Origin of the sequence: Flavonifractor sp. An52, from assembly GCF_002159385.1 — a bacterium.
Lineage (GTDB): Bacteria > Bacillota > Clostridia > Oscillospirales > Oscillospiraceae > Flavonifractor > Flavonifractor avicola.
The window spans coordinates 40,481-64,638 of sequence record NZ_NFIB01000004.1 but is presented as its reverse complement, the minus strand read 5'-3'; the positions used below and the strand labels follow the sequence as shown (position 1 = coordinate 64,638).

The following is a 24,158-nucleotide window of genomic DNA, read 5'->3' as shown; positions in this document are numbered from 1 at the left end:
CAGATATGACCAAGCATAACGGAAAATCACTCTGCGCCCTGCTGCTGGCGGTGCTGCTGACCCTGAACCTGTGCGCCTGCGGCGGCCAGTCCCAGGAGTCTCCCGCTCCCACGGGGGAGACCGTTACCGACGGGGCGGGCCGGACCCTGGCCCTGCCGGAGGAACCGGCGGAGGAGAAGATTGCCTCGGTGTACGGTACGGCGGTGCCCTTCCTGGTGGCTTTGGGCCTGTCGGAGCAGGTGGTGGCGGTCAATGCCAAGTCCTCCTTCTGGACCGACGCGGTACCCGCTCTGGATGAGGCGGGTACGGTGGGCCGGGGCGTGGTGGATTTGGAGGCTCTGGCGGCCAGCGGCGCCACCGTGCTGGTCCACCGGGCCAACGACAGTGAGACGGTGGAGGCGGTGGAGCGGCTGGGCATCGACGTGGTGTGCATCTCGGGGGAGGATCTGGAGGGCATCTACCAGACCCTACGGCTGCTGGGGACCTACTTTGGCCGGGAGGACCGGGCGGAGGAGGTCATCGCCTGGATGGAGGGCAAATTTGAGACCATCGACGAGATCGTGGCAGGCATCCCCCAGGAGGAGCGGGTCACCGCGCTAGTGATGGGCAGCGAGCCGGGCCGCATTGCCGGGGGAGATATGCTTCAGTCCTGGATGATCGAAAAGGCGGGGGGCATCAGTGTCTCCGCCCAGGTGACCAACGACAGCAACTGGATGAACGTGGGGGTGGAGACGGTGTTCTCCTGGAACCCCCAGTACCTCTTCTGTACCAGCTCGGCGGCTCTGGACTATACGCCGGAGGAGCTGCTTACCGATCCGGCCTGGAGCGCCCTGGCGGCGGTGGAGGACGGGCGGGTGTACCAGATTCCCGCTCGTATTGACACCTGGGATATGCCGGGGGTGGCCAGTGTGCTGGGTACCTTCTGGATGCTCCACACCATGTATCCGGATGCCTTCTCCACCCAGGAACTGGAGGCGGAGATCCAGGACTACTATACCTTCCTCTTCGGCCGCACCTTTGATGCGGACTACCTGGGGTATACGCTGACATGAGGGGACGGAAAAGAAATCCATGGCTCATCCCTCTGCTGGCGGTGCTGCTGCCGGTGGGGGCGGTGCTGGCGGTGTGTGTGGGAAAGTATCCGGTGACTCCCTGGGAAAGCCTGAGTGTATTGTGGGGGGCCCTGACCGGCGGCGGGTCCGCCGACCAGATGACCTCCAATGTGGTGCTGGGCCTGCGGGTCCCCCGCATCCTGGCCAGCATTCTGGTGGGAGCCGCACTGTCGGTCTCCGGCGCGGCCTATCAGGGCGTGTTTCAAAACCCGCTGATCTCCCCGGACTTTCTGGGAGTGTCGGGGGGCGCCTGCGTGGGGGCGGCGGCGGCCATCCTCCTCTCCCTCACCAGCGGGTGGGTCCAGCTCTTCGCCTTTGCCGGCGGCCTGCTGGCGGTGGGGCTGACGGTAACCCTGCCCATGCTGCTGCGCAGCCGGGCCAACCTGATGCTGGTGCTCTCGGGTATCATCGTGGGGTCCGCCATGTCCTCTCTGCTGGGCTTTCTCAAATACACTGCCGACCCGGAGACCCAGCTGGCCGCCATCACCTACTGGACCATGGGCGGCTTCAACTATCTGGCCCTGGAGGACCTGCTGCCAGCCCTGCCCTTCCTGCTTATCCCGGCGGTGGTGCTTATCCTTATGGGCTGGCGCATTGACGTGCTGTCCATGGGGGAGACCGAGGCCCGGGCCCTGGGCCTGCCGGTGAGCGCGGTGCGGGGTACGGTGATCCTGTGCGCTACCCTTCTCACTGCCTCATCGGTGTGCTTGGCAGGTACCATCAGCTGGGTGGGCCTTACCATTCCACACCTGGGCCGGATGCTGGCGGGGCCGGGCCACACCAGGCTGCTGCCGGTGTCCGCCCTGCTGGGCGGGCTGTTTCTGCTGGTGGTGGACACCCTCACCCGCACCATCGGGGCGGAGGAGATGCCGGTGAGTATCCTCACCGGACTGGTGGGGGCCCCCTTCTACGGCTGGCTGCTGTGGCGGCAAAGGAGGGCGGGCCATGCTCTATGAAATCCATGATCTGAATTTTTCCTACCCCGGCGGTCCCCCGGTGCTGGAGCAGGTATGTCTCACCTTGAAGGAGGGGGAGATTTTGACGGTGCTGGGCCCCAACGGCGCGGGCAAGAGCACCCTCCTCAACTGCATGATGGGACTGCTGCCCACCCAGGCGGGAGCTGTCCGCCTGTGCGGGCGGGACATCACCGCCATGAGCGAGCGGGAGATTGCCAGGCTGGCGGGCTATGTGCCCCAGAACCACACCCCGGTCTTTGACTATTCTGTGCTGGAGTTTGTGCTCATGGGCCGGGCAGCCCTCCTTTCCCCCCTGGCCCGGCCGGGGCCGGAGGACTGGCGGGAGGCGGAGCAGGCCCTGGAGGCCATGGGCCTTTCCCATCTGGCCCACCGGCCCTACACGGATATCAGCGGCGGCGAGCGGCAGCAGGCCACCGTGGCCCGGGCCATCGTCCGTCACCCCAAGGTAGTGCTTTTTGACGAGCCCACCGCCCACCTGGACTTTGGCAACCAGCTGCGGGTGCTGCGGATGGTCCGCCGCCTGTCGGAGGAGGGGTATGCCACGGTGGTCACCACCCACAACCCGGACCACGCCATCCTGCTGGGCGGGACGGCGGCGGTGCTGGACCGGCAGGGCTGCCTGCGCTCCGGACCGGCGGAGGAGCTGCTCACCGAGGAGTTGCTGCGGCAGATCTACGATACCCAGCTGCTGGTGCGCTACAACCAGGAGCTGGGCCGGCGGGTGTGCCTCTACCCGCCTCTTTAACAGGGACTCGTTCCCATTGGGATGAGAATAGAAAAGGAGAGATGGAAATGAAACGAATGACCGCATTGTTGCTGTCCCTTGCCATGCTGCTGGTGCTGTGCGCCTGCGGCGGGGAGACCGGAACGCCCACCACCGAGACCCCGGCCAATACCACGCCCGTGGTGGAGAGCCCCCAGACCGGCGGGGAGCCCACGGCGGAGGAGGTGAAGGGAGTCACCATTCCTTCCTTCACCATCAATGTCAACGGAACCGATATCACCAACGAGACCATGGCGGAGTATCCGGTGTATCAGGTCCAGGCCACCTCGGTGAACAGCGCCGGGACCGAGTCCACCTGCGTCTATGTGGGCTTTGCCCTGTCTGATGTGCTGGCCGCCGCCGGTGTGGAGAGCTACACCACCGTTACCGCCGCCGCTGACGACGGCTACGAGGTGGAGGTGGATCAGGCCACCGCCGCCGCGCCCACTACATTGGTGGCCATCTCCAAGGACGGGGAGCAGTTCAAGAGCTCCCCCTGGTTCGCACCCTGCTCCTCCGGCACCACCGGCGACTACCTGAAGGGTATGGTGTCCATCGCCGTGGACGGCGGCGAGACCCAGCAGCCCGCCCAGAGCGGCGAATCCGGCGGTGAAACCGGCGGCGTCCCCGAGATCCAGGACCGCACCGACAAGGTGGAATTTGCGCCCTATTCCTTCCTGGTGAACGGCACGGAAGTGACCAACGATACCCTGGCGGGGCTGAGCATCTATAAGATCGACGCCACCGTCACCAACAGCGCCGGGGAGACCTCCACCTCCACCTACACCGGCTACCGGCTCAGCGACGTGCTGGCCGCCTGCGGCGCGGAGGGCTATACCAGCGTGAAGGCGGTGGCCAACGACGGCTACGAGACCGAGCTGGATCTGGAGAGCGCCGACAGCGAATATACCCTGTTGGCCATTGAGAAGGACAAGGAGACCGGCGAGGAGGGCACCGTCTGGGTGGCTCCCTGCCTGGAGACCTCCTCCAAAGCCTACTGCAAGCTGGTGGTGGAGATCGTGGCCCAGTGATCTGGGACCAACAGGGCCGGGGACGGAGTCTGCCCCCGGCCCTTGCCGGTCAAAGGAGGATGTGGAAATGAGAAGCAAGCGTGTGTGTGGGGCGGCGCTGGCGCTGTGTCTGTGCCTGTCCGGCTGCGCCGGAGGCGGACAGGCCGACCTGCCGCCGCCGGAGCCCATGGGGGACAGCCCCTTCGGGGTGGACAGCAATATCAATATGGAGACCATCGACCAGTATCTGGGCCGGGAGGACGTGGCCTACCGGGACGTGCGGCTGCTCTTCGATCCGGCTAACTACGGTGAGATCGGCGGGGAGGCCGACCTGACCCGCACCATCGAGGGCTTCCGCATTGTGCCCTATCCCTACCTGGCCACCCTCCAGACCCTGCCGGTGTCCGGCGGCTATGAGGGGGAGTGCCTCTATGAAGTGACCTGGGCGGAGGACGGCACCGTGGCCCAGGCCAGGCCCCTGTATGAGGAGTCGGAGCTGATCCTGGAGGAGCTGTTCCCCAAGGATCAGGCCATTTTCCTCATGTGCGGCGGGGGCGGTTACGCGGGCATGATGAAGGAACTGCTGATCTACCTGGGCTGGGACCCGGAGCTGCTGTACAACGTGGGGGCCAACTGGACTTATACCGGCGACCACGCTCAGGAGCTGGTGATCTACCCCGAGGACGCCGACGGGGAGAAGATCTACGCCACCTGGCGGGCGGATTACGCCTACCTGGACTTTGACCGGCTCCATCCCCTGGAGGACGGAACATGAGGCGGGGGGCGGCGGTGCTGGCCCTGCTGCTTCTGCTGTCCGGCTGCGGAGGCGGAGAAAACGTCCAGGCGGAGGAGAAGTTTCCCACCTTCACCTTTACCCACTATGCCTCCGGCGGAGCGGACAGCCAGGAGACGGCGGTGATCCTCTTTGAGCAGAGCAACTCCACCTTTACCAGCTATCAGGTGGCCTTCCCCTCCTGCACCTGCCGGGATTCCATCGTCAACTATATGTCGGTGGCCTATGTGGAGCTGCTCAACAACAAGAAGGACCCGGAGGACGCCGCCATCCGGGCCATCAGCTTCGGCAACAACCAGGGTTTATGGGGGGACAGCAACCCCAATTACTACATTGCCGAGTATACCGAGGAGTATATGGATGAGCATTTTGTCCAGATGCTGGTCAAGGCCACCAAGGCGGATCTGGACGCCTGGGAGGGCTACGGTACGCAGATCGCCGGGGTGGATGCCGACGCGGTCACCGGGGCCTCGGTGTCCACCGGCAACATCACCTCCATGCTCCAGGGGCTGTTTGCCTACCACACCGCCAAATATTATGGAGGTGGGGCGGAATGATCCTGCTGATTCAGGGTGAGATCGGCGTGGGCAAGACCACCCTGATCCGCCGCCTGTTGGGCGAGCGGCTCCCGGAGGCCCGGGGCTTCTGGACCCGCAAGGAGGCGGAGGGGGAGGGCTTTTCCATCTACATCCACCCAATGGGACAGCCGCCCCGGTACGGAGATGAGAACCGGGTGGGGCGGCGGCTGCCGGGACAGCCCCGGCGTGCCTTTCCGGAGGCCTTCCAGCGGGCGGCGGTGTGGCTGGAGGCCATCCCGACGGGGGGCGTAACGGTGCTGGACGAGCTGGGGGTACTGGAAGAGGAGGCCCCCCGCTTCCAGCAGGCGGTGGTGGAGCTGATGTGCCGCAGCAGTCTGGTCCTGGCCGCCGTCAAGCCGGCGAAAACGCCCTTCCTAAACCGAGTGCGCTCCCTGCCGGGGGCACGGCTGTGCCTCATCACTCCGGAAAACCGGGAAGAACTCTATCTCCGACTGAGTGAGGAATTATCTTACAACCCATAAGACAAAAGCGGCCCGCCGCAGGTGCAACAGCCTGCGGCGGGCCTTTTTGAGGGAATGGCCCGTCTGTACGGACAAGATGAGGGGAGTAGGAGGGATCAGGAACGGGCAGAGCTCTGGCCCTGCTGCCAGTCCCGGTTGAAGCGGTGCTCGTCGATGACCAGCACAATGAGAGAGGAGACGATGGACACACCGGCGAAGATGATATAGGTATAGCGCAGGTTGCCGCCGGTGATGTTGGACACCACGCCATTGACCACGAAGGAGAGGGCGGAGACAGCGCCCTGGATGGGGAAGATCACGGAGTTGACCTTGCTGAAGCCCTGGCGGCCGTAGACGGAGGTAACCAGAGAGGTGGTGAAGTTGGCGGAACCGCCGATGGACATACCGATCATGAAGATGGAGACGTAGACCAGGATGGTGTTCTCGGTGGCGTTGGCCAGCAGGGAGAGGGCGTACCAGATGCCGAAGAACACCATGGACTTTTTGGTGCCCAGCCGCTCGTCCATATAGCCCACGAAGAAGGAACCCACCAGGCCGATGCAGGCTACCAGGGAGAGGGTGAAGGTGGCCTGTTCACGGGTGAAGCCCAGCTCCATGTTGCGCAGCACCATCTGGGACACCACGCCCAGGGAGCAGATCTGGAACATACCGGTGGTGATGGCCACCAGCCAGGTCTCCTTGCAGCACAGCAGCTTCTTGGTGGTCCAGCCGCCGGTGTTGTCCTGGGGACCGTGATAATACTCGTTCTGATAGACCTCGTCGGACACGTTGTCGGGATTGAGGCCCCGCTCCTGGGGCGTGTTGCGTACGATGAGCAGACCCAGCACGCCCAGTACGATGCAGCAGGCGGAGATGGGCAGCACGCCGTTGCCGATGCCCATGGTGCCCACCAGATAGGTAATCAGGGGAACGAAAGCCACGGAGGCCAGGTTATGGCCCATGGTGGTGTAACCCATGACGATGCCCTTTTTCTTGGGGAACCACTGGGTCACCAGGTCGCCGCCGGAGATGTAGCCCGCGGACATGACGCCGCCCACCACCACACACATACAGATGGTGTACATGGCCAGATTGACGGCGTTGCCCACGCCCCAGTAGGCGATACCGGCCAGGATCATACACACACCGGAGGTGACACGGGCGCCGATGGCCCGGTTGACCTGGCCCACGATGATAAAGAAGATGACGCCCACCACACCGGCCACGGTGTTCATGGTGAGCACGGTGCCGCTGAGGATGCCGAACTTTTCCGCGATGGCGGGGGCGGTGACATTGGAGCCGCTGTTGACCATACCGGCGTACAGCCAGAACATGAACAGGCAGTAGAAAATGGTGACCCAGCCGTGAAGGCCGAAGTTGACCACAGAGGACTTGTTGCCGTCGTTTTTACGCGCTTTCATCATCGTTACCTCCCGATCAGATCTGAGGGATACCCAACGCCTGCTGGGCGTTGCGGAAATAGAGCTGTTCCGTCTCTTCCTGGCTTAGGGGAAGCTGACCCAGGAAAGCCATCATATCTTCCAGGGACTCGTAGGGATAGTCGCTGGCGAAGAGGATGTGATCCATCCCCAGCACGTCCTTGGTGCACTGGAAGGCCTCCTTGGACATATTGCCGCTGGTGGTGACCCAGATGTTATTACGGAAATAATACCCCAGATCCTGCTTGCATTGAAGAGCGGGGTTGGGCAAAAATTTGATCCGGTTCTCGATCCGCTCCATCAGGAAGGGCAGGCCCTCACCCAGATGGCCCAGCACCAGCTTGAGCTGAGGTACCTCATCAAACAGGCCGGACACCACCATCCGCAGCAGGGTAGTCACCGTATCCACGGTAAAGCCCAAGCCGGGACCGGCAAAGGTGAAGCCGAAGCCCTCGTATCGCTGGCCCTTGGGCAGCTGGGGGTGGAGGTAGACGTAGACGCCCAGCTCCGCCGCCTTGCGGAACAGGGGGCGATAGCGGGGATCGTCAGCGGAAGTATCACCGTAGTTGGAGTGGGTATGCCAGCTGACAAAACCGTATTCCTTCACGCACCGCTCCAGCTCCTCCAGAGCGGCGTCCACATCCCCTACCGGCAGGATGGCGCTGCCGAGGAAACGGTCGGGATGGCGGCGGGTCAGCTGATACAGGGCGTCGTTGGTGGCCCGGCAGACGGCGATGCTGTCTGCAATGGGCAGTTCCTCCGCGCCGGGAGAACAGCTGAGGACAGCCTGGGAGATGCCCTGGCGGTCCATCAGTTCCAGCCGCTTCTCACCCACATCCAGCAGCTTCTGCAGCAGGACGCCCTGAGGCATGGTGATGTTGTCCGTCCAGTGGATGATGTCGGTTTTGGCGTCATAGCGGGGGGGCATGGTCCGGCTGGCCAACGCGTCTATCAGGCTTTGGTCATAAAAATGGTTTTCCAGGTCGATGCGTCTCATACCACATATCCTCTCCTTGTAATAATCTAAATGAATCGTTCGGTAATAATTATTACTGTGGCTAGAGAGTATCATAACAACACCATACTGTCAAGTGTTATTCTGTTATTATTACACGAAAAAAGGAAGAATATGTGTTTTAGACAAAAATGGGAGGAAAACCTTGTGCGGAATACTGGAACGCCCAGGGAAGCGGGGAGGGGTTCAGATTGGCTTGACATCATTTGGATAACGGGATAAACTAAGACTATCTGGTTTGGACGCTGTCTGCGGGGCAGCGTGATCTGCACGCAAGCGCCTCTGCGATTCCTGGTCCGGCGGCGTGTACTGCCGGACGGAAGGGAGAAGTGCACATGGAGCATGAGGTCAGAGAAAAGATCCTGCGGACAGCGAAAGAAATTTTTCAGCAGGAAGGCTATAAAGGGACCACCATTAACAGCATTGCCAAACGGGCGGGCATATCGCCATCCACCATTTACCTCTATTTTCAGGGGAAGAAGGACCTGTTTCAGCAGTTGAATATTTCAGAGGACGAGGCCCTTCAGGACGTTTATAACGCAAATCGCGCCTCCATCCTCCAGACAGCGCTGATCCTGTTCGGGGAGCATGGCTACGACGGTGTGTCCATGGATATGATTGCCCGTGAGTCGGGCTATTCCAAGGCTTCGCTGTATCAATATTTCAAAGACAAGGAGTCCCTCTATTCCGCAGTCATGCAGGAGACTCCCTTCCATTTCAATTTCCTGAGCATCCAGCCGGAGATGGGAGACTTTGACCTGGAGGCCGCCGTCAAGCGCATCGGCTTGGACTATCTGTCCATCTTCAACACGCCGGAGCGGACGGCTTTTACCCGGGCTATTATCCGGGACTCCAACCGCCACCCGGAGATCAGCAATATGTACCATAAAAACGGCATCGGTTATGTGGCCCGGTGCCTGGAGACGGTGCTCAAGCAGTATGCCGATCAGACCCGGCTGCGGGATGGGCTGGACCTCTATTTGGCGGCCAAGACATATGTAGGCTCTCTGTTCGGCTTTGCCATCCAGTACAAGATTGTGGTGGGCATCCAGCCCCAGTACACCGATGAACAGATCGTGGACACCCTGACGGGGATCTTCCTCAACGGAATTTTAAAATAAATAATAAATAACAGCCTCACGGCATTGCCGGGAGGCTGTTATTTATTATTCGCTCTTGATGGCTTCCAGGGCGGGTATGCGTACCGCCTTGTTGGCGGGATAATAGCCGGAGCCCAGGCCAATGAGAATGGAGAACAGGATAGCGAAGAGCAGCAGCCAGGGCGGGATCACCGAGACCCGGGTCACGGTCTCGCCGCCCACGATGGCGGGCAGGAGATTTTCCATGGATGGCCCCAGTGAGACCAGATTGATGGCCACCGAGGCGATAAAACTGATGACACAGCCGATCAGTCCGCCGATGAGGCCGATGGCCCCGGCCTCTGAGAGGAACATGATCCGGATGTCGGTGACGTAGCAGCCCAGGGACTTCATAATGCCGATCTCCCGGGTGCGCTCGGAGATGGACATGATCATGGTATTGGTGATGCCCAGGGCGGCAACAAACAGGGAGATGGCGCCCAGACCGCCCAGCATCATCTGCTTCTGCCGGGCCTCCTTTTCCATGGGCTTGCGGATGCTCTCCATAGACTCGGTGGGATAGCCCATGGACTTGATCTCCCGCTCCACCGGTTCCACCTGATCGATGCTTTTGACCTTGACCATGATGGAGTCATAGGCCGGCTTTTTGCCCTTGCGGCCCTGGGTCTTTTCCATCAGCTTCAGCAGGTCGGGCATATTGAGCAGAATCCCTTCGGAGGTTTCACTGCCTTTGGAGTAGTCTTCCTTTACCGCGCCTACCGGGTTAAAGGGCAGGGTTATTTTCCCGTTCTGCGTCTCAATTTCCATGGTTATGGGCTGCTTCAGCGGGTCCAGATAGGGGGGCGGAGGGTCTACAGGCTTGCCGCTGTCGTCAAACTCGCCGGTCCAGCGGTCGATCATGTTGCGGCCTTCCGGGCGCAGAGTGTCTTTGAAGCTGTAGGCCAGATATTGACCGGTCAGGATCTCGCCTTCCCGCTTGGGCAGGACGCCGGCAGTGAGATGATAGCCCATCTGCTCCAGCGCGGCGGTATCCACGCCCACCACTGTGGTCCAGTCGGCAATATAGCGTTTTCCTGTTCCGGTGATGAGGCGGATGGATTCCGCCTCCAGGGACAGCTTGGGGGTGAGGGCCTCCACGCCGGGCAGGGCCTTCAGCCGCCGCAGCAGCGGGTCGTCCAGCTTGACCTTGCCCCGGCCGCCCTGGGGGGCGTTGACCGTAATGATGGTTAGATCCCCCATTTCCGCCAGGGTCTTGTCCTGGGCCTCCTTCATGCCGATGCCCAGAGAGACCATGATCACGATGGAACAGCAGCCGATGAGGACGCCCAGCACGGTGAGGAAGGTACGGGATTTGCGGCGCATCAGGTTTTGCAGGCAGATGCGCAGCATATCTTTTTGTTTCATGGCTTATTCCCCCTCGTTGGAAGGCGGGGTATCATCCCAGTTGTCCCAGCTGTTTTCTTCGGCCTTACCGCCCTTTTTCTTTTTCCAGATCAGCAGGCCTCCCCCGCCGGCCAGCACCGCCGCTCCGGCGACCAGTCCCACAGTCAGCCAGGGGAAACCGCCTTCGTCCATGTCGGGATCAAAGTCGTCAGGGAAATCCTCCGGCGGCGGAGGAGCGGTCACATGGAGGGTGACAGGGAATTCCCGGGTCTGGACCTGCTGGTCGGCGTTTTCGTAGGTGATCTTCAGCACCACCTTCACGTCTCCCTCGGTGTTAGGGGTAAGAGCAAAGCCAATGTTGCCGTTAGCGCCTGCGGTGACGTTGCCCAGGTACTGGGTGCGGGCGGGGGTGTCCACCCCTTCGCCCTCCACCGTGGCCTCCAGATTGGCCAGATCATCCTTGCCTTTGTTGACATAAGTCAGCAGCAGCTCGGTCTCCTCCCCCATGGATACCGTTTCCGGCACGGAGGGGGCGTTGATCTGGAAGCGGTCGGGCTGGTAGACGGGGATGGACAGCTTTACGTCGGAGCTGGCCTGGGTGCGCTTCTCACCGTCCACATATTCATATTTGAAGGAGAGGGTCAGGCCTTGCGCGCCACTTTTGCCGGTGGGTACGGCCCGCATGGGGATCTCCTGACTCTGGCTGGCCCCGGCGGCAAGAGCCTTGTAGAAATAGGTGTTGGTGCTGGCGTCCATGGTGAAGGTCTCTCCGCCGTCCACGGTGACTACCACGTTGGAGATGGGCACGGCGCCGGTGTTCTCAAAGGTAAAGTTCAGAGGGAAGGCGCTGCCGGAGGGTACGGAACTCTCGCCGTAGGAATAGCTGCGTACCACCACGTTGGGCACGGAGGTATCCGACTTGGAGGAGGCGTTGGCAGCGATGTTCACTTTGTCGGAGGAAGTGGCCTGGGTCATGGTTTCGCCGTTGTCATAGAGGTACTTCAGTTCGGTGTTCAGGGACTGGTTGGTGGAGGAGAGATCCTTGGTAGCCTGTACCTTGACGGAGATGGAGGTGCTTTTTCCCGGGGCCAGATCAGGCAGCAGGAAGGTGGAGGTGGGGTCCATCAGGATCAGTGACTCGGAGGTGGTGACAGACACCACCGGCTTGACCAGGGCGGTGGTACCGGCGTTCTGGAAGGTGAGGGTGACCGGCAGGGTCTCACCGGCAGAGATGGGCTTACCTGTGGCCGAGCGGGTGACCAGCACCACCGGCTGGGGGACGGTCTCTTTGGCCTGGGTGGGTACCACGACTTTGTCGGAGACGGAGGCCTGGGTCATCATGCCGCCGTTGTCATAGCCGTATTTCAGCTCGGTGCTCAGGGTCTGGCTGGTGCTGCTGTTGCCCCGGGCCACCCGGATCTGTACGTCCAGGGTAGCGGTTTTACCGGGCTGGATGTCAGGCAGAAGGAAGGTAGCGGCGTCGTTGAGGATCATCAGGGACTCGGAGGGAGTGACAGCTACCACCGGCTTGACCAGCGGGGTGGAGCTGGTGTTCTGGAAACGGAGGGTGATGGTTGCGGTCTCATCCACGGCCAGAGGATGGGGCAGGGTGGAGCGGGTGACCAGCACCACCGGTTGGGGCACGCTCTCCCGGCCAATGGCGGGGATGGAAATCTTGTCGGTAACATTACCCTGAACGGTGGAGACGTTGTTGTAGTAGTTGAACTTCAGATCCACGCCTAAAGATTGGGCGGGGGAGGGGATAGCGCTGGCGCCCTTGATCGTGATCTCCAAGCTGACACTCTTTTTTCCGGCAATGTCCGCCAGGGGGAAAGAAGAAGCACCGCTCTCCAGCAGAAGACCATCGGAGGGGGTAAAGGTGACTACAGGGGATTTCAGCTTAGTGTTGCTTAGGTTTTGGAAGGTGACCTTCAGCTTGACCTCCTGCCCGGATTCAATGGGCTTCTCCAGTTCGCTGCGGGAGACCAGCACCATGGGGGCGGGGGCGGGATCTGGCGCGGAGGGAGGCTCTGGAACATTGGTGGGCGCTTCATATACCACCGCTTCGGTAATGGTAACCTCCAGCGTCTGATAGGAACTGGCATCGCCGGCGGTGCCCACCTGGAGCTTCAGGCTCTGGCCCACGCCCTTATAGGTCAGGCCAGTGAGCCGGACGGCGTAGACCAGGGGGGCGGAGTCGGAGGAGGTCTTTTCCACCGAGAGGGAGCCGCCGGTAAAGCTGTCGTCCAGCTTGGTAATGTCCAGGGTTTTGGGATCGCCGGCCCCGGTGCCGTCGCCGGTATCCTTGACGGACACGGTGATGTTGACCGTATTGCCTTTGCTGATGCTGCCCACCGAGCGGCCGGAGGAATCGGTGACCTGGTAGCCGGTGATGTACAGATTGCTGCCCTCGGCGGCAAAGACTGCTGGCAGCGACGCCGCCAGCATGGCCAGCAGCAGGAGCAGAGAAACGCCGGTGCGGAATAAGTTATGTTTCATGTGAAGATCTCTCCTTTGGATTGACTTTGTTGCTGACGATCTCGCCGTCGATGAGGGTGACGATCCGATTGGCGTAGGCTGCCATTTCCGGATCGTGGGTGACCAGAATGATGGTCTGGTGGTAGTCACGGGCAAAGGTGCAGATCATGTTCATGATCTCTACCGTGGTTTTGGAGTCCAGGTTGCCGGTGGGCTCGTCGGCAAAGACCACGTCGGGCCGGGCAATAAAGGCCCGGGCGATGCCCGCACGCTGCTGCTGACCGCCCGACATTTGGCGGGGAAAGTGGTCCAGCCGGTGGGCCAGCCCTACCCGGGTGAGCAGCTTGCGGGCGGCGGCCTCCCGCTGGGCTTTGGGCACCCCACGAAACATCAGGGGGAGGGCCACGTTTTCGGTGGCGGTCAGGTTGGGCAGCAAGTTGTAGGACTGGAACACAAAGCCCAGGTGCTGCTGCCGGAAGGCGGCCAGCTGATTCTCATTCAGCCGGGAGATGGGTACCCCGCCGATGAGGACCTCCCCACGGGTGGGCTTCTCCATACCGGCCAGCTGGTTGAGCAGGGTACTTTTGCCCGAGCCGGAGGTGCCGAAGATACAGCAGATCTCCCCACGGGACACGCTTAGATTGATGCGCTTGAGTGCAACCACCGTCTCGTCGCCGATGGGGTACTCTTTGCGGACATTTTTTACTTCAATGATGGGGCGGCTGCGCAAATCAGGCCCATTCATAGGTGTTGCCCCCTTTCTGAATGGGAGTATACCCGACCACTCTTTATCCCTCGTGTGGGTTTGTTTAAGATTTGTAAAGGTAGGAGAAAGAAAAAAGACGCTCCGGACTGTTTTCAGTCCGGAGCGTCAAATCAGGTGGAGACAGGCGGCTGCCACAGGGGAAGGGTGAGGAGAAATTCGGTGCCCTTCCCGGCGGCAGGACGGGTGGAGAGGGCAATAGAGCCGCCGTGCAGCTCCATGATACGGCGGGTGATGGACAGGCCCAGGCCGCTGCCCTGGCCGGAACGGGCATCGCTGCCCACCACAAAGGGCTCAAAAATAGATTTCATCCGCTGCGGGGGAATCCCTGCGCCGTTGTCCGCCACAGTGAGCAGAGCCTTGCCCTCGGTCTCGGTCAGCCGGAAGAAGAGCATGGTGCCCAGCCGGTTGTGCCGCAGGGCGTTGGAAAGCAGATTATCCAGCACCCGGCGGAATTGCAGGGGGTCCAACTGGCAGCGCAGGGCCCGGTCGGGCAGATCAATGTCCAGCCCGAAGCCCGCCAGATCGATCTCGTCATATTTGTCTGCCAGATAGGCCCGCAGAAATTCGCACAGGTCGGTGGGCTCGGTGTGGAGCACAAACTCCGGATGCTCCACCTTGCTGTATTCATGGAAGGCGTCCACCAGCTCAGTGAGGGCGGCTGCCTTGCCCTGAATGGCCCGCAGGTAGCGCTCCTGTTCCTCAGGGGGTACCTTGCCGTCACAGATGGCGTCAATGTATCCGGCAATGACGGTGATGGGAGTTTTGAGGTCGTGGGAGATGTCGGCAATCAGCTTCTGCCTGCCCTGATCCAGCCGCTGGCGCTCCGCTTCACTCTCGGCCAGCCGGTCGGAAAAACGGTCGAAGCTCTCTCCAATACGCCGGATCTCCCGGGTTCCGCCGCAGTCCCCCACCCGGACCATCCGGCCCTCGGACTGGGAGACCACCGCGTCGTTGAGCCTGCGCAGAGGCCGGCCGATCCGACGGCTGAGCCACCAGATGAAGAGCCCTGCGCTGAGCAGGAACAGGGGGATAAAGAGGAGCCAAACCTTCCAGGAATCCTGATAGCGTTTCATGTAATCGGCGTCGCTGATCACCGCCTCACGCAGCAGAACGGTCATGGGCTCGTTGTCCTGATTGACAAAGACCCCACGGGTAAGAAAGGCGTCGGAAAACCGCTTGCCGGACAGGTAGAGAAATTCCTGGGGCGTATAGACGGTCTTGCCCTCCTTCAGGCCGCCAAATATGACCTCATAGGAGCCATTCAGCACCATGGTGTCCACCGATCCGTCGCTCATGGACTGACGGATCACCAGATAGCGGGATTCTTTGTTCGCGTTGGACAACGCAAAGGTGGTAACGGCGGCATCTGCATCCCAGAGCTGGACGCAGTCCAGTTCACTGGGGGTGCAGAGCGGGTCAAACCCGAGATCGGAGGAGTAGACCAGCAGACCATCCCCGTCATAGACGGCAAAGGCGCTGCCTGTGTCGCCGGTATAGCAGGTCAGGCTCTGGTAATTGCCGGATAACAAGGCGCTGTCGGCCATCAGACCGGCCCAGTCCGCCGGTTGATAGAGCCGGGTCAGCCACTGATCCCACAGAGAAAAGATCCCGCCCACAATGACCAGCAGGGTGAGGGTAAACAGCAGGTAATTGCGTACCAGCAGGCCGAACAGGCTGCCGGGAACCGGTTTATTTTTCAAGCTTATACCCCAATCCTCTCACGGTGATGATATAGCGGGGGTCCTTCGGGTCGTCCTCCAGCTTGTCCCGCAGCTTGGAGATGTGGACCATCATGGTGTTGTCGTCCCCCTCAAAGTAGGGGCCCACCGCCCCCTCGTACAGCTGGATCTTGGTGAAGATCCGGCCGGGGGAGCGCATGAGCAGGGCCAGGATCTTATATTCCATGGGGGTAAGAGCTACGGGGACGCCCCGTTTGGACAGCTGGCAGGTGACGGTATCCAGCGCCAGATCCCGGACCGTGAGCACATCCTGACCTGTCCGGCCCGCTCGGCGCAGCTGGGCCTTCACTCGGGCCACGATCTCCACCGGGTTAAAGGGCTTGGCAATGTAGTCGTCCGCCCCCAGATTCAGACCCAGAATCTTGTCATTGTCCTGGTTTTTGGCGGACAGGATCAAAATGGGCAGCTGGCTGTACTGTCGCAGGGCGCGGGTCAGCTCAAACCCGTTGAGGCCGGGCATCATGATATCCAGAATGGCCATGTCAGGGCTGTGGGTTCGGGCCAGTTCCAGCGCCTTGCTGCCGTCATCCGCCTCCAGAACCCGAAAGCCTTCGCCTTCCAGATAGAGACGCAGCAGGCCCCGGATATCCGCGTCGTCCTCGGCAATGAGAATCATAGGTGTCATGGACAGCGCCTCCTCGTGCTGTATTGTGCTCCCATTGTAACAGAGGAAGGCGGATTGGGAAAGTCCGGCCCGCGAAAAAAGCGGAGCCTTTACGAATCTTAAGACGCGAGGAACCAATAGAGCCCAGCACCCAAAGAAAATTGCTGTTCTGTTGCAATAGCAACAGACAAAATACCTAAAATCATATATGATTTAGACAACGCAAGGAAACCTGCAAAAGCACAGGCCGTGGAGTGATCCACGGAACATAGAGAGGTGTATATGATGAAAAAGACCATCGTCAATCCCCGCAAAGCTGCCATCGTCGGCTGCGGTTTTGTAGGCTCCGCCACGGCCTTTGCCCTGATGCAGAGCCATCTGTTTTCGGAACTGGTGCTGCTGGACGTGAATTTCGACAAGGCCGATGGTGAGGCCAAGGACATTGCTCACGGCATCCCCTTTGCGGGGGCTATGAAAATCTATGCCGGTACCTATGACGATGTGGCGGACGCCGCCGTGGTCATTGTGACGGCGGGGGCCAATCAGAAGCCCAACGAGACCCGGCTGGATCTGGTCCACAAGAATGTAGCGATCTTCAAGAGCATCATCCCTGAGATCGCAAAGCGGGATTTTCAGGGGATCCTGCTCATTGTCTCCAATCCGGTTGATATCCTGACCTATGCAGCCCTCAAGCTCAGCGGGCTGCCGGAGCACCGTGTGATTGGCTCTGGTACCGTGCTGGATACCGCCCGGCTCAAGTACCAGCTGGGGCAGCACCTCCATGTGGACAGCCGCAGTGTCCACGCCTTCATCATCGGTGAACACGGCGACAGCGAGATCGCCGCCTGGAGCAGCTCCAACGTCTCCGGTATCCCCCTCAACGACTTCTGCGAGATGCGGGGCCATTTCGATCACGCCTCTGCCATGAAGGAGATTGCCGAGAAGGTCAAGACCAGCGCCTATGAGATCATTGCCAAGAAGCAGGCTACCTACTATGGCATTGCCATGTCGGTAAAGCGGATCTGCGAGGTCATTGTCCGCAATGAGCGGTCCATCCTGCCGGTGTCCACCATGATGCACGGTGAGTACGGCATCGAGGGTATCGCCCTGAGTATGCCTGCCATTGTAGGCTTGGACGGGGTGGAGACCCATGTGCCTATCGTGCTGGATCAGGAGGAGCAGGAGCAGCTGCGCCGCTCGGCGGAGACCCTGAAGCAGGTGGCTGCCACTCTGGAACTGTAATCGGAAATTATAAAGAATTCCTTTCTTTTTGCGGCTGGCACAACTTTCCGACCCCGACGGGAGTCTAAGCATCGTAACACGGGCGGCAAGGTCTGCCCGGTGAATGCATCAATCCCAGACAGGGACAAAGAAAGGAACATGACTATGAAGCGGAAGATTTGCCTGGTTCTTACTCTGGTGCTTGTGGTGTTTGCACTGAGCGCCTGCGGAAAGGCTGACAGCGGTAAAAAGACGGACGATGGTTCCAGCCAGCCCCAGTCCACGGAGAAGGTAGAGGAAAAAAAGGTGAGCGGGATCATCAACCAGATGGGGGACTATCTGGTGCTGCTTACCGGCGATGGTGAGTACCAGGGCATGGATTACGGCAAGGGCGTCAGTGTCGACGGATTTGCCGAGGGTGACTCGGTGGAGATTACTTATACCGGTGAGCTGGGGGTGGACGGTGCTACTCCTGTGATTACCGCCATCAGCAAGGTGAAGTAAAGCGCACCCGTTGCGTTTGGACGGGATCTGTGGGATAATGGCATGAACAGGCCTGTCCTTCAGATGCAGGCCCGATGATGGAAAGGATGAAGTGGATTTTATGGACAATACCTACATTCGCTTTACAGACGATCTGGAGGCCCCCTACTCCGATCTGGTGGTGGTGGACGGGAAGTACCTCTACCTCTCCGGCCTGGTATCCGAGGATCTGGAGACCCAGGAGCTGGCCTGCGGCGACATCACCTTTGAGACCCGCCAGGTGCTGAACAACCTGGAGCAGTTGCTCAAGCGCTACGGCTCCGACATGGACCATGTGGTGCGGATCGACGTGCTGCTGCGGGATTTTGCCGAGCGGGACGAGATGAACGCGGAGTATGTGCGCCACTTTGACCCCAAGCGGATGCCTGCCCGGCTGTGCTACGGCAACGTAGGCCTGGCGGACAACTGCAAGATCGAGATCGCAGTCATTGCCGTCAAGTGCTGAGCATAGATCATTGCAAAGAGAAAAGCAGCCCCCCGCGCCTGGTCAAACCGGGCACGGGGGGCTGCTTATTTTTAGATCTCATTATTTTACTTTAAAGGCTTACTCACTGTCTCCCAGGGGAGCAATCACATTGCGGAAGACCAGCCGCAGGAAGAGAAGACTCAAAATCAGGGAGGCTATCTCGGCGATGGGAAAGGCCCACCACACGGCGGTTACACTTCCGGTAAAGGAGAGGAAGTAAGCGGCGGGGAGGAGTACCACCAGCTGACGGACAATGGACATGATCATGCTCAGCACGCCGTTGCCCAGGGCCTGGAACGTGGAGGAGCAGATGATGTTGAAGCCGGCAAATACAAAGCACAGGCTGATGATCCGCAGGGCGGGCACGCCGATCCGCAGCATTTCCGCCGAGGCCTCAAACAGACCCAGAATGGGGGCGGCGAAAAATTGAATGATCACCAGGCCCACCAGCATGATGCCAACGGCCAGAATGGCACTGAAGCGCACGGTTTCCGTAAGACGCTTACGCTTCCGGGCACCAAAGTTGTAGGAGACGATGGGTACCATGCCGTTATTCAGGCCAAATACCGGCATGAATACAAAGCTCTGGAGCTTGAAGTAGACGTTGAATACTGCCACCGCGGTGGAGGTAGAGATTGCGCCCAGAATCAGGTTCATACCAAAGGTCATCACCGAGCTGATGGAGTTGAGTACGATGGTGGGGATGCCAACGCTATAAATGCGTCCAATGATATGTCCGCGGGGGCGGAACCCCTTCAGCTTGGGCTGGATCTCATGGTTGTGGGTGATATTGAAGATCAGAGCCAAAATGGCGGCAACGATCTGGCCCAGCACGGTGGCGGCAGCAGCGCCGGCCACGCCCATCTCCGGGAAGGGGCCAATGCCAAAGATGAGGATGGGGTCCATAACGATGTTGATGACTGCGCCCACGCCCTGGGTGATCATGGTATAGAAGGTGCGTCCAGTGGACTGGAGCAGCCGTTCAAACATGATCTCCATAAAGAGACCAATGGAGAGCCCGGCGCAGATCCGCAGATAAGCCACGCCCTGGTTGACGATATCCGGGTCGTTGTTCTGTGCCAGGAAGAAGGGCTCGGCGAACACAACACCTGCAATGGAAAAGACCAGCATACTGAGGAAGGCCAGAAAAACGCCGTTCTCTGCGGTGCGGTTGGCTGTATCAAAGTCCTTGGCGCCCAGGCTGCGGGAGAGCAGGGCGTTGACGCCCACGCCGGTACCTACGCTGACAGCGATCATCAGGTTCTGATAGGGGAAGGCCATTCCCACGGCAGCCAGTGCGTTTTCGCTGACTTTGGCCACGAAGTAGCTGTCCACCACATTGTACAGAGCCTGCACCAGCATGGAGATCATCATGGGCAGGGACATGGAGAGGACCAGACGTTTGATGGGCATGACGCCCATTTTGTTTTCTTGCAGTTCTGACATAAAAACCTCCCAACCGAAAAGAGAGCCGCAGCGGACCGCTGCGGCAAAAAAGAATCCATTTCGTTGTTATTCTAATCGATTGTATATGGTTAGTCAATAGATTTTCAGTATACGAACCAGTTTTTCGGAGACACCACCCCTTCTGCTCCGCAATATGATAGGTTGTGGGGGCCTGCACCGGCTGACGGTGAGCCTCCACCCATTTCAAGTGACAGCGAGGAGCGTTATGATATGAGTACCATTACCTTGGATGCCCTTCGGGTGGGCCAGTGGGGCCAGGTGGCCGAGGTGCTGACCGAGCCGGCCATGCGCCGGCGTTTGCTGGACCTGGGACTGGTGCCGGGGACTGCAGTGAGCTGCACGGCGGTCAGCCCAGCGGGTGACCCGGCAGCCTATCTGATCCGTGGGGCGGTCATTGCTCTGCGGCGGCGGGATGCCAGGGGCGTCAGACTGGCAGGCGCGCCATGGGACTGACGCGGGCTGCCACAGGAGTGGGCGCGGCGGCAGTGCTCCAGCCGCTGGAGGTTGACGAAGCGGAACGGGTGGTGGCACTGGCGGGCAATCCCAATGTGGGTAAGTCTACCCTGTTTAATGCACTGACCGGTCTGCGCCAGCACACCGGGAACTGGCCGGGCAAGACCGTAGCGGTGGCTCAAGGGCGATGCCAGTGGAATGGAAGGTCCTATACACTGGTGGATCTGCCGGGTACCTATTCTCTGTTAGCCCACTCCGCTGAGGAGGAAGTGGCACGGGATTTTCTCTGCTTCGGTGGTGCTCAGGGTGCGGTGGTGGTGTGCGACGCCACCTGTCTGGAGCGCAATCTGAATCTGGTGTTCCAGACCCTGGAGCTGGAACCCAGGACCGTGGTGTGTGTCAACCTGCTGGACGAGGCTGCCCGCAAGCATATTACGGTGGATTTGGAGGCTTTGTCTGCCTATTTGGGCGTTCCGGTGGTTGGAAGTTCCGCCGGACGGGAGGAGGGTCTGGAGGATCTGATGGAAGCACTGGACCATCTGTTGGATGGAAAGGAGCCGCCCAAGCCCCGGCCAGTTTGTTATCCGCCTCAGGTGGAATTTGCCGCTGCCTCCCTCAAACCCCTTTTGGAATCCAGGCTCCAGGGTAAACTCCCTGTACGCTGGGCGGCGCTGCGGCTGCTGGAGGGAGATCCCACGCTTCCTTCCAGCCTGGCACGGCAGATAGGCTGGGACCCGGAGGAGGACCAGGAACTTCAAGCCGCGTTGACCGGGGCCAGGGAGCTGCTGGCCCACAGCGGGATAACGGACCTGAGCGATCAGCTGGCGGCCAGCCTGGTCCATGCAGCCCACCAGGCCGCCCAAGAGGCCCTGCCCCAGGGTGTGGCTGCTGCAGGGGGGGAACGGCTGGATCGATTGCTTACCGCCAGGGCCACCGGTATTCCCGCTATGCTGCTTCTGCTGGCGGCTGTGCTGTGGCTCACCATAGAGGGAGCTAACTATCCCTCTCAGATGCTTTCCGATGGGTTGTTCTGGATTCAGGATCGGCTTACCGACTTGTTTGTCTGGCTCAATGCTCCGGAGTGGCTCCACGGGGCGCTGGTCCTAGGCGTATACCGGGTGCTGGCTTGGGTGATCAGCGTCATGCTGCCCCCTATGGCCATCTTCTTTCCTCTTTTTACATTGCTGGAGGATTTTGGATATCTTCCTCGGGTGGCTTTTCTGCTGGATCATGCGTTTCAAAAAGCCAAAGCCTGCGGCAAGCAGGCCCTGACCATGTGAGTAGTATATATAATTTTGCAAATTGCTATTTACAGCCTCCAATGGAGCTGAATTGACTGGCCGTCAATGGTTACTCGCTCCAGAAGACCGGCCAGAAGCGCACGTTTGCGGTCTGTGTCCCCATCGGCAAAGCCCTGCCGGTAGTCCTCTACGGCAGCAAGAAACAGATCTTTGGCGGGCACCTCATCCGGAGCGTTAAGCTGCGATTCCAGCGCAGCCTTTTGTGCCGTCAGAACGTTGACCCTCTGGGTGATAGATGCCATGGGAATGGAGCCAACCTGATACAGCTCGATCAGACGCTCGATCTGCCGTTCCAGCTCCGCGCAAGTGCGACGCAGCTTTTCCTTGTCAATGTGCACCGTCTTGGCAGCGTCGGCAGCCATGATCGCGTGATCTACGGCAGCGGAGCTGGATACCATCGCATCCACCTGTTGACATACGAGGTGATCCAATGTGCCGATCTCCCAGTTGTCATTTTTGCAGTCCGGGTCACGGACAAATTTGGGGCTGCTTTTGGCTCTGGAATAGCATTTGTAGTATCCATGGTTGGCTGAGTACCGGGCTCCGCAGCGGCCACAGTACAGCAGGCCTGAGAGCAGGTAGCCTGCCCGGAAAGGGTTGCGCTGGGATGTTGTTTTTGCCGCCTCACGGGACAGGCTGTTGAGTAGTTGATTGGCGGCGGTAAAGACACGCTCCTCCACAATGGGCTGATGTATTCCATCATACTCTTGCCCCATGAAATGGACTTTCCCAATATAGAGGCTGTTCTTCAGCACGTTGCGGACCTTTGCCGCCGTCCACTTTGTGGTGTATTTTGTGGATAAAATATGCCAGATCGCGTTGATGGACTTCCCGGCCAGGAACAGATCAAAAGCCTCACGGACCTGCATGGCCTCGTACTCATTGACGGTAAGGACGCCGTCGGCATAGGTATAGCCGGTGGGTGCGTTGCCGCCGCCATGGAAGTACCCGGCCTTGCCCCGGCCGATCCGGCCCATGGTAAAGCGCTCGGTGATCTGATCCTTCTCCAGCTGGGCAAAGACGGACAGTATTCCGATCATGGCCCGGCCGAAGGGTGTGGAGGTGTCGAAGTTTTCATTGATGGAGACAAAATCAGTGCCGTGGGCCAGCAGTTCGTCCTCGATGAGGGTGAGTGTATCCTTCTGGGAGCGGCTGAGCCGGTCCAGCTTGTAGACCACCACAGCGTCCACATGGGTCTCCCGGATCTGCGCCAGCATGGTCTGGAGGGCAGGCCGGTCCGTGTTCCCTCCGGAGTATCCCCCGTCTATATAGGTGTGCAGCAGCACCCAGCCCTTGGCGGCACAATAGGACTCCAGCCGGGCGGTCTGCTCCTCGATGGAGTAGTTCTCCAGCTGGTTCTCGGTGGAGACTCTGGCGTAGCCGAATACCATCATTTTGTCCTTGGACATGAGGCGTCCTCCTTATCTTAATATCAATGGTCTATATTTGGCGTCTTTAAAAGATTTTGAACTTGGGTGTATCTCAATGTGCAACTTTTAGTAATGTTACACCATAAGTGAGGGACAGCGTCAAATGCCATCATTGAAATAGTGTGATTAAAAAAGTCAACAATAAGCTAACAAGAACTTCGTAGAATTTCCCAGTGTTTTTTTGGCTATTCTGCTGCTATAATATAAGCGTAGCATAGTAAAGGAGGTGCGGTTATGGCTACAAAGAGCATCCTGAAAGATGTCCGCTTCCGGGACAAGTCGCTATGCCGCGGTTTTGCTACAGCACTTGAGCACGCAAAGGGAAAAAAGAGCAAAGAGGTCCGAATATCCAGAACGTGCCAGACTATCCAGAAGGATAAAATCAAAGATTTTTTTGGAGATAAATGATGGCAGGTTATTCGATACTGTCCCTCAGCGACATCATAGAAGAAAAGGGAGAGGATTTCTGTCGGGAGATCCTCTCCTCCTTTTCGTGTCCAAAGAACGGGGATGTTGAGCGATTTCTGACAAAGAGATCTGCAATCGATTTCGCGAAGCAGGGGATTTCTCAGACCTTTTTGGTATATGCGTCTTACCGGAAGGAAAATGTCATTTGCGGATATTTTACGATTGCCAACAAGTATATTGTAGTGAATAAGCACTCTGTTTCCGGCACACTTGGTAGACGCTTAAGAAAATTTGCAATGCCAAGTGCGGCTAAAAATGATTTGGTAATTATGGCTCCGCTGGTTGCTCAACTCGGTAAGAATTACACCAACGACTATAATAAACTGATTACTGGTGACGAGCTGTTGAAAATGGCTGAAGATCAGATTCGGCTTGCTCAGCGAATCATCGGAGGCAAGGTGGTATACCTGGAGTGTGAAGACGTTGATCGTCTGAGGTCATTCTATAGTGACAATGGGTATGTGGAATTTGGAAAGCGAAAGCTGGATAAGGATGAGCGTACTGAAATGAGCGGTACACACCTGATCCAGCTGTTGAAGTACTTACATTAAAATCCTCAGCTGATAAGTTGGGGCTTTTTTGCAACTAAGG

General features: G+C 59.4%; 24 protein-coding genes. 15 read left to right on the top strand and 9 right to left on the bottom strand.

The window, feature by feature from the left end; translation table 11 throughout:
• Window positions 1-5: 5 nt before the first annotated feature.
• The 7 genes from B5G06_RS02465 to B5G06_RS02435 all read left to right on the top strand — a co-directional run bounded on the left by B5G06_RS02465 (window position 6) and on the right by B5G06_RS02435 (window position 5,715).
• On the top strand, window positions 6-1,052 hold the full coding sequence (locus B5G06_RS02465; RefSeq protein ID WP_087187525.1) for an ABC transporter substrate-binding protein: 1,047 nt from the start codon (window positions 6-8) through the stop codon (window positions 1,050-1,052).
• Window positions 1,049-2,068: a FecCD family ABC transporter permease gene (locus tag B5G06_RS02460; protein ID WP_087187524.1), complete on the top strand. Its 1,020-nt coding sequence runs from the start codon at window positions 1,049-1,051 to the stop codon at window positions 2,066-2,068. Before B5G06_RS02465 ends, B5G06_RS02460 begins: the two co-directional genes overlap by 4 nt.
• A complete protein-coding gene (locus B5G06_RS02455; RefSeq protein WP_087187523.1) occupies window positions 2,058-2,834 on the top strand; it encodes an ABC transporter ATP-binding protein in 777 nt (258 codons plus the stop codon). The genes B5G06_RS02460 and B5G06_RS02455 overlap by 11 nt, the downstream gene beginning before the upstream one ends.
• 47 nt (window positions 2,835-2,881) lie before the next feature.
• Window positions 2,882-3,883: a hypothetical protein gene (locus B5G06_RS02450; protein WP_087187522.1), complete on the top strand. Its 1,002-nt coding sequence runs from the start codon at window positions 2,882-2,884 to the stop codon at window positions 3,881-3,883.
• A gap of 67 nt (window positions 3,884-3,950) precedes the next feature.
• Complete coding sequence (locus B5G06_RS02445; RefSeq protein ID WP_087187521.1) at window positions 3,951-4,637, top strand: hypothetical protein; 687 nt, start codon at window positions 3,951-3,953, stop codon at window positions 4,635-4,637.
• The gene (locus B5G06_RS02440) at window positions 4,634-5,212 is read left to right on the top strand and encodes a hypothetical protein (protein ID WP_087187520.1); all 579 of its coding nucleotides are present in this window, start codon (window positions 4,634-4,636) and stop codon (window positions 5,210-5,212) included. The genes B5G06_RS02445 and B5G06_RS02440 overlap by 4 nt, the downstream gene beginning before the upstream one ends.
• Complete coding sequence (locus tag B5G06_RS02435; protein ID WP_087187519.1) at window positions 5,209-5,715, top strand: nucleoside-triphosphatase; 507 nt, start codon at window positions 5,209-5,211, stop codon at window positions 5,713-5,715. The genes B5G06_RS02440 and B5G06_RS02435 overlap by 4 nt, the downstream gene beginning before the upstream one ends.
• Before the next feature lie 95 nt (window positions 5,716-5,810).
• On the opposite strand, the gene B5G06_RS02430 is transcribed toward B5G06_RS02435, so the two are convergent.
• Window positions 5,811-7,115 carry an MFS transporter gene (locus B5G06_RS02430; RefSeq protein ID WP_087187518.1) on the bottom strand — a complete coding sequence of 435 codons (1,305 nt, stop codon included), beginning with the start codon at window positions 7,113-7,115 and terminating at the stop codon, window positions 5,811-5,813.
• Window positions 7,116-7,131: 16 nt separating this feature from the next.
• Window positions 7,132-8,130 (bottom strand): amidohydrolase family protein, encoded by a 999-nt coding sequence (locus B5G06_RS02425; protein ID WP_087187517.1) that lies wholly within the window; start codon window positions 8,128-8,130, stop codon window positions 7,132-7,134.
• A gap of 353 nt (window positions 8,131-8,483) precedes the next feature.
• On the opposite strand from B5G06_RS02425, the gene B5G06_RS02420 reads away from it, so the two are divergent.
• Complete coding sequence (locus B5G06_RS02420) at window positions 8,484-9,269, top strand: TetR/AcrR family transcriptional regulator (protein ID WP_087187516.1); 786 nt, start codon at window positions 8,484-8,486, stop codon at window positions 9,267-9,269.
• 45 nt (window positions 9,270-9,314) lie between these two features.
• On the opposite strand, the gene B5G06_RS02415 is transcribed toward B5G06_RS02420, so the two are convergent.
• The 5 genes from B5G06_RS02415 to B5G06_RS02395 all read right to left on the bottom strand — a co-directional run bounded on the left by B5G06_RS02415 (window position 9,315) and on the right by B5G06_RS02395 (window position 16,239).
• Window positions 9,315-10,652 (bottom strand): ABC transporter permease, encoded by a 1,338-nt coding sequence (locus B5G06_RS02415; protein ID WP_087187515.1) that lies wholly within the window; start codon window positions 10,650-10,652, stop codon window positions 9,315-9,317.
• Between the two features lie 3 nt (window positions 10,653-10,655).
• Window positions 10,656-13,130 carry a COG1361 S-layer family protein gene (locus B5G06_RS02410; RefSeq protein WP_087187514.1) on the bottom strand — a complete coding sequence of 825 codons (2,475 nt, stop codon included), beginning with the start codon at window positions 13,128-13,130 and terminating at the stop codon, window positions 10,656-10,658.
• Entirely contained in the window at window positions 13,120-13,854 is a 735-nt protein-coding gene (locus tag B5G06_RS02405; protein WP_087187513.1) for an ABC transporter ATP-binding protein, read from the bottom strand. The genes B5G06_RS02410 and B5G06_RS02405 overlap by 11 nt, the downstream gene beginning before the upstream one ends.
• Window positions 13,855-13,985: 131 nt before the next feature.
• Window positions 13,986-15,575 carry a sensor histidine kinase gene (locus tag B5G06_RS02400; RefSeq protein ID WP_087187512.1) on the bottom strand — a complete coding sequence of 530 codons (1,590 nt, stop codon included), beginning with the start codon at window positions 15,573-15,575 and terminating at the stop codon, window positions 13,986-13,988.
• A complete protein-coding gene (locus B5G06_RS02395; RefSeq protein WP_087187511.1) occupies window positions 15,565-16,239 on the bottom strand; it encodes a response regulator transcription factor in 675 nt (224 codons plus the stop codon). The genes B5G06_RS02400 and B5G06_RS02395 overlap by 11 nt, the downstream gene beginning before the upstream one ends.
• A 264-nt stretch (window positions 16,240-16,503) precedes the next feature.
• Here B5G06_RS02395 and B5G06_RS02390 point away from each other — a divergent pair, with 264 nt between their 5' ends.
• The 3 genes from B5G06_RS02390 to B5G06_RS02380 all read left to right on the top strand — a co-directional run bounded on the left by B5G06_RS02390 (window position 16,504) and on the right by B5G06_RS02380 (window position 18,427).
• Window positions 16,504-17,460: an L-lactate dehydrogenase gene (locus tag B5G06_RS02390; protein WP_087187510.1), complete on the top strand. Its 957-nt coding sequence runs from the start codon at window positions 16,504-16,506 to the stop codon at window positions 17,458-17,460.
• Window positions 17,461-17,604: 144 nt separating this feature from the next.
• Window positions 17,605-17,943: a hypothetical protein gene (locus tag B5G06_RS02385; RefSeq protein ID WP_087187509.1), complete on the top strand. Its 339-nt coding sequence runs from the start codon at window positions 17,605-17,607 to the stop codon at window positions 17,941-17,943.
• Between the two features lie 100 nt (window positions 17,944-18,043).
• Window positions 18,044-18,427: a RidA family protein gene (locus B5G06_RS02380; protein ID WP_087187508.1), complete on the top strand. Its 384-nt coding sequence runs from the start codon at window positions 18,044-18,046 to the stop codon at window positions 18,425-18,427.
• Window positions 18,428-18,526: 99 nt separating this feature from the next.
• On the opposite strand, the gene B5G06_RS02375 is transcribed toward B5G06_RS02380, so the two are convergent.
• Window positions 18,527-19,894, bottom strand: coding sequence for an MATE family efflux transporter (locus B5G06_RS02375; protein WP_087187507.1), 1,368 nt, complete (start codon window positions 19,892-19,894; stop codon window positions 18,527-18,529).
• 231 nt (window positions 19,895-20,125) lie between these two features.
• On the opposite strand from B5G06_RS02375, the gene B5G06_RS02370 reads away from it, so the two are divergent.
• Window positions 20,126-20,368: a FeoA family protein gene (locus B5G06_RS02370; RefSeq protein WP_087187506.1), complete on the top strand. Its 243-nt coding sequence runs from the start codon at window positions 20,126-20,128 to the stop codon at window positions 20,366-20,368.
• The gene (locus B5G06_RS02365) at window positions 20,359-21,648 is read left to right on the top strand and encodes a FeoB small GTPase domain-containing protein (RefSeq protein WP_087187505.1); all 1,290 of its coding nucleotides are present in this window, start codon (window positions 20,359-20,361) and stop codon (window positions 21,646-21,648) included. Before B5G06_RS02370 ends, B5G06_RS02365 begins: the two co-directional genes overlap by 10 nt.
• A gap of 29 nt (window positions 21,649-21,677) precedes the next feature.
• Here B5G06_RS02365 and B5G06_RS02360 read toward each other — a convergent pair whose 3' ends face one another.
• Entirely contained in the window at window positions 21,678-23,078 is a 1,401-nt protein-coding gene (locus tag B5G06_RS02360; RefSeq protein ID WP_242955316.1) for a recombinase family protein, read from the bottom strand.
• Between the two features lie 255 nt (window positions 23,079-23,333).
• Here B5G06_RS02360 and B5G06_RS14130 point away from each other — a divergent pair, with 255 nt between their 5' ends.
• Both B5G06_RS14130 and B5G06_RS02350 read left to right on the top strand, forming a co-directional pair.
• Entirely contained in the window at window positions 23,334-23,507 is a 174-nt protein-coding gene (locus B5G06_RS14130; protein ID WP_087187504.1) for a hypothetical protein, read from the top strand.
• Window positions 23,507-24,118: an N-acetyltransferase gene (locus B5G06_RS02350; protein ID WP_087187503.1), complete on the top strand. Its 612-nt coding sequence runs from the start codon at window positions 23,507-23,509 to the stop codon at window positions 24,116-24,118. The genes B5G06_RS14130 and B5G06_RS02350 overlap by 1 nt, the downstream gene beginning before the upstream one ends.
• The last annotated feature ends 40 nt before the right edge of the window (window positions 24,119-24,158 follow it).

Bases quoted from the DNA above. Each gene is read 5' to 3' on its own strand.
- B5G06_RS02465 (WP_087187525.1), top strand. From the start codon at position 6: ATGACCAAGCATAACGGAAAATCACTCTGCGCCCTGCTGCTGGCGGTG.
- B5G06_RS02460 (WP_087187524.1), top strand. From the start codon at position 1,049: ATGAGGGGACGGAAAAGAAATCCATGGCTCATCCCTCTGCTGGCGGTG.
- B5G06_RS02455 (WP_087187523.1), top strand. From the start codon at position 2,058: ATGCTCTATGAAATCCATGATCTGAATTTTTCCTACCCCGGCGGTCCC.
- B5G06_RS02450 (WP_087187522.1), top strand. From the start codon at position 2,882: ATGAAACGAATGACCGCATTGTTGCTGTCCCTTGCCATGCTGCTGGTG.
- B5G06_RS02445 (WP_087187521.1), top strand. From the start codon at position 3,951: ATGAGAAGCAAGCGTGTGTGTGGGGCGGCGCTGGCGCTGTGTCTGTGC.
- B5G06_RS02440 (WP_087187520.1), top strand. From the start codon at position 4,634: ATGAGGCGGGGGGCGGCGGTGCTGGCCCTGCTGCTTCTGCTGTCCGGC.
- B5G06_RS02435 (WP_087187519.1), top strand. From the start codon at position 5,209: ATGATCCTGCTGATTCAGGGTGAGATCGGCGTGGGCAAGACCACCCTG.
- B5G06_RS02430 (WP_087187518.1), bottom strand. From the start codon at position 7,115: ATGAAAGCGCGTAAAAACGACGGCAACAAGTCCTCTGTGGTCAACTTC.
- B5G06_RS02425 (WP_087187517.1), bottom strand. From the start codon at position 8,130: ATGAGACGCATCGACCTGGAAAACCATTTTTATGACCAAAGCCTGATA.
- B5G06_RS02420 (WP_087187516.1), top strand. From the start codon at position 8,484: ATGGAGCATGAGGTCAGAGAAAAGATCCTGCGGACAGCGAAAGAAATT.
- B5G06_RS02415 (WP_087187515.1), bottom strand. From the start codon at position 10,652: ATGAAACAAAAAGATATGCTGCGCATCTGCCTGCAAAACCTGATGCGC.
- B5G06_RS02410 (WP_087187514.1), bottom strand. From the start codon at position 13,130: ATGAAACATAACTTATTCCGCACCGGCGTTTCTCTGCTCCTGCTGCTG.
- B5G06_RS02405 (WP_087187513.1), bottom strand. From the start codon at position 13,854: ATGAATGGGCCTGATTTGCGCAGCCGCCCCATCATTGAAGTAAAAAAT.
- B5G06_RS02395 (WP_087187511.1), bottom strand. From the start codon at position 16,239: ATGACACCTATGATTCTCATTGCCGAGGACGACGCGGATATCCGGGGC.
- B5G06_RS02390 (WP_087187510.1), top strand. From the start codon at position 16,504: ATGAAAAAGACCATCGTCAATCCCCGCAAAGCTGCCATCGTCGGCTGC.
- B5G06_RS02385 (WP_087187509.1), top strand. From the start codon at position 17,605: ATGAAGCGGAAGATTTGCCTGGTTCTTACTCTGGTGCTTGTGGTGTTT.
- B5G06_RS02380 (WP_087187508.1), top strand. From the start codon at position 18,044: ATGGACAATACCTACATTCGCTTTACAGACGATCTGGAGGCCCCCTAC.
- B5G06_RS02375 (WP_087187507.1), bottom strand. From the start codon at position 19,894: ATGTCAGAACTGCAAGAAAACAAAATGGGCGTCATGCCCATCAAACGT.
- B5G06_RS02370 (WP_087187506.1), top strand. From the start codon at position 20,126: ATGAGTACCATTACCTTGGATGCCCTTCGGGTGGGCCAGTGGGGCCAG.
- B5G06_RS02365 (WP_087187505.1), top strand. From the start codon at position 20,359: ATGGGACTGACGCGGGCTGCCACAGGAGTGGGCGCGGCGGCAGTGCTC.
- B5G06_RS02360 (WP_242955316.1), bottom strand. From the start codon at position 23,078: ATGTCCAAGGACAAAATGATGGTATTCGGCTACGCCAGAGTCTCCACC.
- B5G06_RS14130 (WP_087187504.1), top strand. From the start codon at position 23,334: ATGGCTACAAAGAGCATCCTGAAAGATGTCCGCTTCCGGGACAAGTCG.
- B5G06_RS02350 (WP_087187503.1), top strand. From the start codon at position 23,507: ATGGCAGGTTATTCGATACTGTCCCTCAGCGACATCATAGAAGAAAAG.